This window comes from Candidatus Burkholderia verschuerenii, assembly GCF_001189365.1.
Taxonomy (GTDB): domain Bacteria; phylum Pseudomonadota; class Gammaproteobacteria; order Burkholderiales; family Burkholderiaceae; genus Caballeronia; species Caballeronia verschuerenii.
In genome coordinates this window covers 1-11,251 of sequence record NZ_LFJJ01000181.1, presented here as the reverse complement: position 1 = coordinate 11,251, position 11,251 = coordinate 1, and the positions used below count along the sequence as shown (strand labels likewise).

Annotated in this window: 9 protein-coding genes and 3 pseudogenes; 9 read left to right on the top strand and 3 right to left on the bottom strand. The window is 62.8% G+C overall.

Annotation, left to right across the window (positions count from 1 at the left end; genetic code table 11):
* Together BVER_RS23470 and aroG are read left to right on the top strand one after the other, a co-directional pair.
* The coding region (locus tag BVER_RS23470) for a metallopeptidase TldD-related protein (RefSeq protein WP_232316724.1) at positions 1 to 893 on the top strand (893 nt) is incomplete at its 5' end.
* A gap of 343 nt (positions 894 to 1,236) precedes the next feature.
* Positions 1,237 to 2,310 carry a 3-deoxy-7-phosphoheptulonate synthase AroG gene (aroG, locus tag BVER_RS23465; protein WP_050455331.1) on the top strand — a complete coding sequence of 358 codons (1,074 nt, stop codon included), beginning with the start codon at positions 1,237 to 1,239 and terminating at the stop codon, positions 2,308 to 2,310.
* Between the two features lie 75 nt (positions 2,311 to 2,385).
* Here aroG and BVER_RS23460 read toward each other — a convergent pair whose 3' ends face one another.
* A complete protein-coding gene (locus tag BVER_RS23460) occupies positions 2,386 to 2,952 on the bottom strand; it encodes a cob(I)yrinic acid a,c-diamide adenosyltransferase (RefSeq protein WP_050455332.1) in 567 nt (188 codons plus the stop codon).
* Between the two features lie 213 nt (positions 2,953 to 3,165).
* Here BVER_RS23460 and BVER_RS23455 point away from each other — a divergent pair.
* The 6 genes and pseudogenes from BVER_RS23455 (at position 3,166) to proC (ending at position 9,254) form a co-directional block, all read left to right on the top strand.
* Positions 3,166 to 4,580 (top strand): annotated as a pseudogene (locus BVER_RS23455) (FAD-binding oxidoreductase).
* Positions 4,581 to 4,615: 35 nt separating this feature from the next.
* Positions 4,616 to 5,227: pseudogene (locus BVER_RS23450) on the top strand (FAD-linked oxidase C-terminal domain-containing protein); the annotation flags it as partial.
* Between the two features lie 116 nt (positions 5,228 to 5,343).
* The gene (gene glcE, locus BVER_RS23445) at positions 5,344 to 6,432 is read left to right on the top strand and encodes a glycolate oxidase subunit GlcE (protein ID WP_050455330.1); all 1,089 of its coding nucleotides are present in this window, start codon (positions 5,344 to 5,346) and stop codon (positions 6,430 to 6,432) included.
* Positions 6,433 to 6,452: 20 nt separating this feature from the next.
* A pseudogene (gene glcF, locus BVER_RS23440) lies at positions 6,453 to 7,672 on the top strand (glycolate oxidase subunit GlcF).
* Positions 7,673 to 7,716: 44 nt separating this feature from the next.
* A complete protein-coding gene (locus BVER_RS23435) occupies positions 7,717 to 8,412 on the top strand; it encodes a YggS family pyridoxal phosphate-dependent enzyme (protein ID WP_050455329.1) in 696 nt (231 codons plus the stop codon).
* Between the two features lie 29 nt (positions 8,413 to 8,441).
* A complete protein-coding gene (proC, locus tag BVER_RS23430) occupies positions 8,442 to 9,254 on the top strand; it encodes a pyrroline-5-carboxylate reductase (protein ID WP_050455328.1) in 813 nt (270 codons plus the stop codon).
* A gap of 33 nt (positions 9,255 to 9,287) precedes the next feature.
* Here proC and BVER_RS23425 read toward each other — a convergent pair whose 3' ends face one another.
* Both BVER_RS23425 and ubiA read right to left on the bottom strand, forming a co-directional pair.
* Positions 9,288 to 10,106: an FkbM family methyltransferase gene (locus BVER_RS23425; RefSeq protein WP_050455327.1), complete on the bottom strand. Its 819-nt coding sequence runs from the start codon at positions 10,104 to 10,106 to the stop codon at positions 9,288 to 9,290.
* Positions 10,107 to 10,227: 121 nt separating this feature from the next.
* Positions 10,228 to 11,088: a 4-hydroxybenzoate octaprenyltransferase gene (gene ubiA, locus BVER_RS23420; RefSeq protein ID WP_050455326.1), complete on the bottom strand. Its 861-nt coding sequence runs from the start codon at positions 11,086 to 11,088 to the stop codon at positions 10,228 to 10,230.
* On the opposite strand from ubiA, the gene BVER_RS35340 reads away from it, so the two are divergent.
* Positions 11,087 to 11,215 (top strand): hypothetical protein, encoded by a 129-nt coding sequence (locus tag BVER_RS35340; protein WP_269750795.1) that lies wholly within the window; start codon positions 11,087 to 11,089, stop codon positions 11,213 to 11,215. The genes ubiA and BVER_RS35340 overlap by 2 nt on opposite strands.
* Positions 11,216 to 11,251 lie beyond the last annotated feature (36 nt).

Genomic DNA, 11,251 nt, shown 5'->3' with positions numbered 1-11,251 from the left:
GTCCGCTGGTGCGCGTGTCGGTGACGGTGATCGCCGAGCAGAACGGCCGACGCGAAATCGGCACGGGCGGCGGCGGCGGACGTTTCGACTACAGCTACTTCACCGACGACGTGCTGATGAAGTACGTCGACGACGCCGTGCACGCGGCTTTGGTCAATCTCGAAGCGCGCCCCGCTCCGGCCGGCGCGATGACCGTCGTGCTCGGGCCGGGCTGGCCGGGCGTGCTGCTGCACGAGGCGGTCGGTCACGGGCTGGAAGGCGACTTCAACCGCAAGGGATCGTCAGCGTTCGCGGGACGGATCGGCGAACAGGTCGCGGCGAAGGGCGTCACCGTGGTCGATGACGGCACGCTGCCGAATCGTCGCGGCTCGCTCAATATCGACGACGAAGGCAATCCGACGCAGTGCACGACGCTGATCGAGGATGGCATTCTCAAGGGCTACATTCAGGATTCGCTCAACGCGCGCCTGATGAAGATGCCGGTGACGGGCAACGCGCGCCGCGAATCCTACGCCGCCCTGCCGATGCCGCGCATGACCAACACCTACATGCTGAACGACGACAAGGATCCGCAGGAGATTCTGGCGTCGGTAAAGAACGGCTTGTACGCGGTGAACTTCGGCGGCGGTCAGGTCGATATCACCAACGGCAAGTTCGTGTTCTCGGCGTCCGAGGCGTACATGATCGAGAACGGCAAGATCACGTATCCGGTGAAGGGCGCGACGCTGGTCGGCAGCGGCCCGGAATCGCTCAAGTACGTGACGATGATCGGCAACGACATGCGTCTGGACAGCGGCGTCGGCGTGTGCGGCAAGGAAGGCCAGAGCGTGCCGGTGGGCGTCGGACAGCCGACGTTGCGCATCGAGAAGATGACGGTGGGCGGCACGATCTGAGTTTTTCATGCGGGAATTCCGCGTCGGACGCGTTTGTTTGCGGCGTTGCCGCAGCGCTCGATGCGGATTCTCCGCGTTTTGATTCGCGACGGCTTGTCAGCGTCGCGCGTTTGAGGTTATAAGGGCAGTCACAACTTTTTTGCGATTCAGCTCCGACTCCTCATGTCCGCCAAGTTTTATTTTTATTTCTTTTGGCATCTCAAGCCGCTGGCGGATCGAGAGGGGTGAGTTGTACGCAGGTTGAACAGACCAAATTCCCGAAAAACCGCCAGCGAGTCTGGCGGTTTTTTTTCGCCCTACCGCCTTCCGAGTGTCGCTGGATTTGTCCCGTTGGAGATAAGAAATGCCCCCGCACAATACCGATGATGTCCGTATCCGCGAGTTGAAAGAGCTGACGCCGCCCGCGCATCTGATCCGCGAATTCCCCTGCGCCGAAGGCACGTCCGAGCTGATCTACAACGCGCGGCAGTCGATGCATCGCATCCTGCACGGGATGGACGACCGGCTGATCGTGATCATCGGGCCGTGTTCGATTCATGACCCGAAGGCCGCGCTGGAATACGCCGGACGTCTGGTCGAGCAGCGCAAGCGCTTTGCCGGCGAGCTCGAGATCGTGATGCGCGTGTACTTCGAAAAGCCGCGCACGACGGTCGGCTGGAAGGGGCTGATCAACGATCCGTATATGGACAACAGCTTCAAGATCAACGACGGCTTGCGTGCCGCGCGTGAATTGCTGATGAATATCAATGAGATGGGCTTGCCGGCTGGCACCGAGTATCTCGATATGATCAGCCCGCAGTACATCGCCGATCTGATTTCGTGGGGCGCGATCGGGGCGCGGACGACGGAGTCGCAGGTGCATCGCGAGTTGGCATCGGGCTTGTCTTGTCCGGTCGGCTTCAAGAATGGCACGGATGGCAACGTGAAGATCGCCGTCGATGCGATCAAGGCTTCGTCGCAGCCGCATCATTTCCTGTCGGTGACGAAGGGCGGACATTCGGCGATCGTTTCGACCGCCGGTAATGAGGATTGCCACATCATTCTGCGCGGCGGCAAGACGCCCAACTACGATGCGGCGAGTGTGGATGCGGCTTGTAGCGATATTGGCAAAGCTGGATTAGCCGCGCGGTTGATGATCGATGCGAGCCATGCTAATAGCTCCAAGAAGCATGAAAACCAGATTCCGGTTTGCGAAGACATCGGGAAGCAGCTGGCGGCCGGGGATAGCCGGATTGTTGGCGTGATGGTGGAGTCGCATCTTGTCGCCTGGCGGCAGGATTTGAAGGAAGGGCGTGAGCTTACGTACGGGCAGAGTGTTACGGATGCTTGTATTGGGTGGGAGGAGAGCCTCGGCGTGCTCGAAGGGCTTGCGAGAGCGGTTAAACAGCGGCGCGTCGCACGAGGTGGCGGCAACTAAGCAAGACAGCGCGCATTGACGGTCGACGCATTACGCGAGCGGCGTGGCGTCGACCGATCTGGAAATAAGCGGCCCTTACTTACCTGTATGGGCTCGATCGTGATTCCACAGCACGTCCGTGCCCCCATCCGCCCGATTCAACACGCGCGCCAGCACGAACATCAAATCCGACAACCGATTCACATACCGCCTAGGCGCGTCATTCACCCCAGCGGCCTCGCCACGCCCAAGCGTAATGATCGCCCGCTCAGCCCGCCGACAAACCGTCCGACAAACATGCGCCATCGCCGCCGCCCTCGACCCGCCGGGCAAAATAAACTCTTTAAGCGCCGGCAAAGTCGCGTTGTACTCCTCAAGCCACGTATCGAGCCGCGCGAGGTGAGCGTCCTGAATCATCGAATGCCCCGGAATCGACAACTCCCCGCCTAAATCGAATAAATCGTTCTGAATCTGCGTCAGCGCATCGCGGATATCGGAAGGCATCGGCTCGCACAGCAATACGCCGATGCACGAATTCAACTCATCCACATCGCCGATCGCGGCGATACGCGCATCGTCCTTCGCCACGCGCGAGCCGTCGCCCAGGCCCGTGGTTCCATCGTCGCCGGTACGCGTCGTGATCTTGCTCAGCCGGTTGCCCATCGCTTCTCTCCGGAAAATCAGAAGCCCATTATAAGAACCCAACCCCGCGAAAGCCCCACGCGCCGAGCTGCGCACCATCGGCGTAAAATGAGATAAGCCTGTAATGGATTTCCCGCGCATCGCGCGACGAAAAAATATCCCGCAACCGACATACCAAGCGCACATCGCGTCGCTTAAAAAAGACGCACGCACAGCCTGCCCCGGAGAGACCCTGTGAATCACCCTGCCGAACCCAGCGCCTTTCGCCGTCCCTTCCCCGCCGCCCTGCTGGATGCCCTGAAGGAAAAGTTCGCCGATCGCGTCTCCACATCGCAAGCGGTGCGCGAACACCACGGCCGCGACGAATCGCCGTTCGATCCGCAACTCCCCGACGCCGTCGTCTACGCGCGCAGCACCGATGAAGTGCAGAGCATCGTCAAAGTCTGCGCCGAGCACGATACGCCGATCATTCCCTACGGCAACGGCTCGTCGCTCGAAGGCCATCTGCTCGCGGTGCAAGGCGGCGTCTCGATCGACCTGTCCGAAATGAAGGACGTCATCGCGATCAACGCCGAAGACCTGACCGTCACCGTCCAGCCCGGCATCTCCCGCAAGCAGTTGAACGAAGCGCTCAAGGACACCGGCCTGTTCTTCCCGATCGATCCCGGCGCGGACGCCAGCATCGGCGGCATGACCGCAACGCGCGCCTCCGGCACCAACGCCGTCCGCTACGGCACGATGCGCGAAAACGTCCTTGGCCTGACCGTCGTCACCGCCGATGGCCGCGTGGTCAAAACCGGCACGCGCGCGCAAATCGTCGGCGGGCTACGACCTCACGCGCCTGTTCGTCGGCTCCGAAGGCACGCTCGGCGTCATCACCGAAATCACCGTGCGGCTCTATCCGCAGCCCGAAGCCATTTCCGCCGCCATCTGCACGTTTCCGTCGATGGGCGACGCCGTCCGTTCGGTCATCGAGACGATTCAAATGGGCGTGCCGATCGCGCGCGTCGAATTCGTCGATACGCTCGCCGTGCGCGCGATCCAATCGCCACTCGAACCTGACGCTGCGCGAATCGCCGATGCTGTTCTTCGAATTCCACGGCACGGAATCGGGCGTCAAGGAACAGGCGCAGACCGTGCAGGACATCACCGCCGAAAACCACGGCACCGACTTCGAATGGGCGACGCGTCCCGAAGACCGCAGCCGCCTGTGGAACGCGCGTCACTCGGCCTACTTCGCGATGCTGCAACTGAAGCCCGGCTGCCGCGCCGTCACCACCGACGTCTGCGTGCCGATCTCGCGTCTCGCGGAATGCGTCGAGGAAACGGAGAAGGATCTGGTTGCATCGTATTTGCCGTGTCCGATCGTCGGTCACGTCGGCAACGGCAACTTCCACGTCGCGATGCTGCTCGATCCCGCCAAGCCCGAAGAGCTCGAGGAAGCCGAACGGCTGAACAAGCGCATCGTCATGCGCGCGCTCGCGATGGGCGGCACCTGCACCGGCGAACACGGCGTCGGCCTGCACAAGATGGGCTTCATGCTCGACGAGCACGGCGCGGACGCGATCGGCGTGATGCGCGCCATCAAGCATGCGCTCGATCCGAAAAACATGATGAATCCGGGGAAAATCTTCACTTTCGAAGCGTGACGAAGACGCGCAAGATGCATCGATAAAGCAGGCGCGGACGTCAAATTGAAGTCGCCGAGGAAATCGTCCGCATGACGGCGGTGTTGCGCGAACACGGTGCGTCGCGCATTCAGATTTCGCGCTCCGAAACCGAGCGGCTCAAGTTCTGGTCGGGCCGCAAGAATGCATTTCCCGCCGCCGGCCGCATTTCGCCCGACTATTACTGCATGGACGGCACGGTGCCGCGCCGCGCGATCGGACCGCTGCTCGCGCGCATCGAGGAGATGAAGAAGAAGTACGCGCTTCGCTGCATCAACGTGTTCCATGCGGGCGACGGCAACATGCATCCGCTGATTCTCTTCAACGGCAACGATCTGGACAAATGGCATCGCGCGGAGGCGTTCGGCAGCGATATTCTCGAAACCTGCGTCGAACTGGGCGGCACGGTGACGGGCGAGCATGGCGTGGGCATCGAGAAAATCAATTCGATGTGCGTGCAATTCTCGCCGGAAGAGCGCGACGCGTTCTTCGCGGTCAAGCGCGCGTTCGATCCGCCGGGCCTGCTCAATCCCGACAAGGGCATTCCCACCCGTTCGCGCTGCGCCGAGTACGGCAAGATGCATGTGCGCGGCGGTTTGCTGCCGCATCTCGACATCCCGCGCTTCTGATTTCGACGGGGAAGCGCGTTCCGCTATCCACGTTTCTCCGACTGTGGCGCGATTAAGCGGCCGGTACAATCGACCGGACGGCCGTAAAAAGAAAGACTACGAGAGCGGGACACCGAATGGAACACGACGACATCGTCGCCGGCTGGTCCGAACGAATCGCGCGAGCGACGGAGACCGGTGCGCCGCTACGCTTGCGCGGCGGCGGCACCAAGGACTGGTACGGCCAGACGCTGCAAGGCGAGATTCTCGACACGCGCGCGCATCGGGGCATCGTCGCCTACGATCCGGCGGAACTCGTCATCACCGCGAAAAGCGGAACACCGCTTGCTGAAATCGAAGCGACGCTGCGCGAACACGGCCAGATGCTGCCGTTCGAGCCGCCGCATTTCGGACGCGGCGCGACGCTCGGCGGCTGCATCGCGGCGGGCATCGCCGGACCGCGACGCGCGTGGACCGGCGCACCGCGCGATTTCGTGCTCGGCGCGGTCGTGATGAACGGCCACGGGCAAGTGCTGCATTTCGGCGGTCAGGTGGTGAAGAACGTCGCGGGTTATGACGTGGCGCGCCTGCTTGCCGAATCGCTCGGCACGCTCGGGCTGATCCTCGAACTGTCGATCAAGGTGCTGCCGCGCCCGGTCGCCGAAGCCACGCTCAAGTTCGACATGCACGCGACCGACGGCGTGCGCAAGCTCAACGAATGGGGCGGTCATCCGTTGCCGATCACCGGCAACGCGTGGCGCGACGGCACGCTGGCGCTGCGTCTCGCGAGCGCGGAAGCGGCAGTAAAAACCGCGCGCAACACGCTCGGCGGCGAAGTGGTCGATGCCGTCGAAGCCGACCGTTTCTGGATCGGCCTGCGCGAACAGACCGATCCGTTCTTCGCGGTGATCGAACCGCGCTCGGCGCTGTGGCGGCTGGCGCTGCCGTCGATCGCGGAGCCGCTGAATCTGCCGGGCGCGCAGTTGATGGAATGGGGCGGCGCACAACGCTGGTGGATCACCGACACCGATCCGCAGACGGTTCGCATCAGCGCGAAGCAGGCGGGCGGCCACGCGACCATCTTCCGCGCCGGCAGCGCCTACGATCGCAACGCGGGCGTATTCACGCCGCTGCCCGCGCCGCTGATGAAAATCCATCGCGGGCTGAAGACGGCGTTCGATCCGGCGCGCATCTTCAATCGCGCACGACTTTATCCAGACTTCTAATCGTCCCCCCGACACGAGCGATGCAAACCAATCTCGCCGATTTCATCCGCGGCACCGGCGACGAAGCCGACGGCATCCTGCGCAAATGTGTGCATTGCGGTTTCTGCACGGCGACGTGCCCGACCTATCAATTGCTGGGCGACGAACTCGACGGACCGCGCGGCCGCATCTATCTGATGAAGCAGATGCTCGAAGGCGCGCCCGTCACGCGCAGCACGCAGATGCACTTGGACCGTTGTTTGACGTGCCGCAATTGCGAGAGCACGTGCCCATCGGGCGTGCAATACGGACGGCTCGTGGAGATCGGACGCAAGGTCGTCGAAGAGAAAGTGGACCGGCCGTTCACGCAGCGGCTGCAGCGCCGTTTGCTGGCGAGCGTGCTGCCGAACAGCACGATCTTCACGCCCGCGATGAAGCTCGGCCAGCAGTTCCGCAGCATTCTGCCGCGCACGCTGCGCGCGAAGGTGCCGGTGCCGGAGAAGCCGCTCGCGCCGCCCACGCGCAAGCACGAACGCAAGATGCTGATGCTGTCCGGCTGCGTGCAACCGTCGATGATGCCGAACGTCAACACCGCGACCCAGCGCGTCTTCGATGCGCTTGGCATCGAGATCGTCACCGCGCCGGATGCAGGCTGCTGCGGCGCGATCCGTCTGCATCTCGGCTACAACGATGACGCGCTCGACGACGTGCGCAACAACATCGACGCGTGGTGGCCGTATGTCGAGAAAGGCGTCGAGGCGATCGTGATGAACGCGTCGGGCTGCGGCGCGACCGTGAAGGAATACGCGCATCTGCTGCGGCACGATCCGGCGTATGCGGAGAAAGCGCAGCGCATCGTCGATCTGACCTTGGATCTGGCGGAAATCCTGCCGAAGTACGAAGAAGAACTGACGCAGCTCGTGCGGCGGCGCGCGGTGCATACGGTCGCGTTTCATCCGCCGTGTACCTTGCAGCACGGTCAGCAGATTCGCGGACGCGTCGAGCAGTTGCTGACGACGCTCGGTCTCGAAGTGCGGCTGCCCGCGGACAGTCACCTCTGCTGCGGATCGGCGGGCACGTATTCGGTGATGCAGCCCAAGCTCTCTACGCGCTGCGCAATCAGAAGCTCGACCGGCTGGAAAAGACCGAGCCGCAGATGATCGTGTCGGCGAATGTCGGTTGCATCGCGCATTTGCAAAGCGGCACGTCGACGCCCGTCACGCACTGGATTCAACTGCTGGAGCATCTGATTTACGGCTGAGCGCTTCGTATAATGGACGGATTGCGCTCAACGCCGTGTGAAGCATGTCCATCGCCCAACATCTCGAAGAAGTCCGTCAACGCATCGCGAAGGCCGCGCACGACGCCTCGCGCGAGGCGTCGTCGGTCGAACTGCTCGCCGTCTCCAAGACCTTTCCCGCCGACGACGTGCGCGCCGCGTTCGACGCCGGTCAGCGCAAGTTCGGCGAAAACTACGTGCAGGAAAGCATCGCGAAGATCGCCGATCTGGCCGATTTGCGTAGCCAGATCGAATGGCATTTCATCGGGCCGCTGCAATCGAACAAGACGAAGGTCGTCGCCGAACAGTTCGACTGGGTGCATTCGGTCGATCGGTTGAAAATCGCCGAACGCCTGTCCGCGCAACGTCCCGACGGTGCGCCCGCGCTGAACGTCTGCATTCAGGTGAACGTGAGCGGCGAGGCGTCGAAGAGCGGCGTCGAACCGGACGAAGCCGCCGCGCTCGCGCATGCCGTCGCCGCCCTGCCCGGCTTGCGTTTGCGCGGTTTGATGGCGATTCCCGAACCGGCCGACACGCTCGATGCCCAGCGCGTCCCGCACGCGCGTCTGCGCGAACTGATGCACGCATTGCGCGTCGACGGCCTCGATCTCGACACGCTTTCGATGGGCATGTCCGCCGATCTCGAAGCCGCCGTGCTCGAAGGCGCGACGATGGTCCGCATCGGCACGGCGATTTTCGGCGCGCGCACTTACGCCCACTGACATCCTCTGAACCCGAACTCACGACGAACATGAAAATCGCATTTATCGGCGGCGGCAACATGGCCGCAGCGCTCATCGGCGGTCTGATCAAGCGCGGCACGTCGCCCGCCGACGTGTACGCCATCGATATCAACGACGAAGCGCGCGAACGGACCGCGAAGCAGTTCGGCATCGCGACGGGCGCGGCGGTCGACGGCAAGCTCGCCGATTACGACGCCATCGTGCTCGCGGTGAAGCCGCAAGTGCTCCGAAGCGTGGCCGAGACGCTCGCGCCGCATCTGTCGAAGCAGACGATCATCAGCATCGCGGCGGGCATCCGCGCGAGCGATCTGTCGCGCTGGCTGAACGGCTACACGCAGATCGTGCGCACAATGCCGAACACGCCCGCGCTGATCGGCATGGGCGTGACGGGACTCGCGGCGCTGCCCGGCGTGAACGATGCATCGAAAAAGCTTGCGTCGCAGGTGCTCGAAGCCGTGGGCGAAGCCGTCTGGTTCGACGACGAATCGATGCTCGACGCCGTCACCGGCATTTCCGGCAGCGGCCCGGCCTACGTGTTCTATTTCATCGAAGCGATACAGGAAGCGGCGTGCCAACTCGGCATGGACGAAGCTCAAGGCCGCGCGCTCGCCGTCGCCACGTTCACGGGCGCGGCGCAACTGGCGGCGCAATCGGGCGAACCGGCGAGCGTGCTGCGCGAACGCGTGACGTCGAAGGGCGGCACGACGGCGGCTGCGCTGGCATCGTTCGATGCGCAAGGCGTGAAGGACGCCATCGTGCGCGGCGCGCTGGCGGCGCAGGCGCGTGCGAAGGAGATGGGGGATGAGTTCGGCGCGGGTTGATGGACGGCGCCGAGCCACGGGAAACGAAAGACCTCAGACGATAGTCAGGCTGCGATCCTGCAGGACGATATTCTGCCGCGTCGGATCGCTTTCATGGATCGCGATGATGTTCGGCTCGGCCACATAGATGCTCGTGTAGCCCAGATCGGTGAGATAAGCGCTCAACGCCTCCCGATCGCTCTTGATGTACTCGACGAGACAAATGGGCGTGCAGCGCTTCAGCGTGTTCGTCGCGCCGCGCAGCACGTCCATTTCCATGCCTTCGACATCGAGCTTCAGGAAGTCGACGCGCGGCAGATCGAGCGAATCGATCGTGACCATCGGCACCGCGACGCCCGCCGCCGCGTCATATGAAATGTCCTGGCCGATGTACTGCGTGCCTTCACGCCGCCTCAATTCCAGACTGCCGAAGCTCGCCGCCGAGAAATAATCGGGCTGCGGAATGGTGATCTCGCCAACGCTTTCGCCCAGCGCCGCAAGCTTGGCGCGCGCGTTGAGGCAATTGTTCAGCACGAGATTGCCGGCCAGCGCATAGAAGACGGTTTCCTGCGCTTCGAAGCTGAGCACGCGGCCCCAGCCGTACATATGACGCGCCCACTCCACCGAATGCACGCCGATATTCGCCCCGCCGTCGATGGCGAACACGTCGTCCCCGAAATGATCGCGACGGCGCGACAGCAGGGCGAGCACGAACTCGACTTCGGACGGATCGAAACAGGAACGGCTCAGAATCTGATGGCCGACTCCGAACGCATGATTGTTCTGCACGGCGTGATCGTGGCGATTGACGATCATCGTGCCGTGATTCGATGCAGTCAGCACGAATGCAATGGGACGTTTCGGATGAGCCATTGGACGGTAGACAACCTTAAAAGGAATTCTAAAGTCTAAAGGCCGCTTCCGTACGAATTGCAGTCTGCTTTTGTCAAAAATGAATATGGGTTGCCGAGGTCTCGCGCCAGGCGCGCGACACTCAGCCGCGCAACGCGTAATGCAGCGCAATCCCCGCGAACAACATCCCGCCCAGCCAGTTGTTATGCCGGAACGCCGCGAAGCACGCCATGCGTTCGCGATTCCGGATCAACCCGTAGTGATACACCGCGCACGCCGCCGCGCCGAGCCAGCCGAACCAGTACAGCCAGCCGAAACCCAGCGCGATGCCGATGCCGACATAAATCGCCAGCGTCACCGCATAGCACAGCATGACGGCGGCGACGTCGTAACGCCCGAACGTCAGCGCCGATGTGCGGATGCCGATCTTGATATCGTCGTCGCGATCGACCATCGCGTATTCGGTGTCGTAGGCGACCGACCAGAACACGTTGGCAATCAGCATGATCCACGCGAGCATCGGCACATGATCCTGAATGGCGGCGAAGGCCATCGGAATGCCGAAGCCGAACGCGATGCCGAGATACGCCTGCGGAATCGCGAAGAAGCGCTTGGTGAACGGATACGATCCCGCCACGAACAGCGCGAACACGGACAGTTCCTTGGTCAGCGTGTTGAGCGGCAAAATCAGCAGAAACGCGATCAGCGAGAGCGCCGCCGCCAGCGCCACCGCTTCCCACGCCTTGATCTTGCCCGACGTGATCGGCCGTTCGGCGGTGCGCTTCACGTAGCGATCGAAATCGCGGTCGGCGTAATCGTTGATCGCGCAACCCGCCGAGCGCATGAGCAGCGTGCCGAGCGTGAAAATGATCAGCAGCATCGGCGACGGACGGCCATCGGAGACGATCCACAGCGCGTTGAGCGTCGGCCACAGCAGCAGCAGGCTGCCGATGGGCTTATCGAGGCGCACGAGGCGCATGTAGAGCGGAAGTCGGGCGAGCATGGCGGGCATCGATGCAAAAATTCGCGATGCGCCTATTTTAGTCGGCCCTTCAGAATTAGTCGAAGTCAAGGGTGGCAAGGGGCCGCCGGAAGATCGTGTTTCCCAGAACTCCCAGAAGCAATATTGATCTGAATGGTTTCCTGGGAGTTTGGAACTTCGCCGA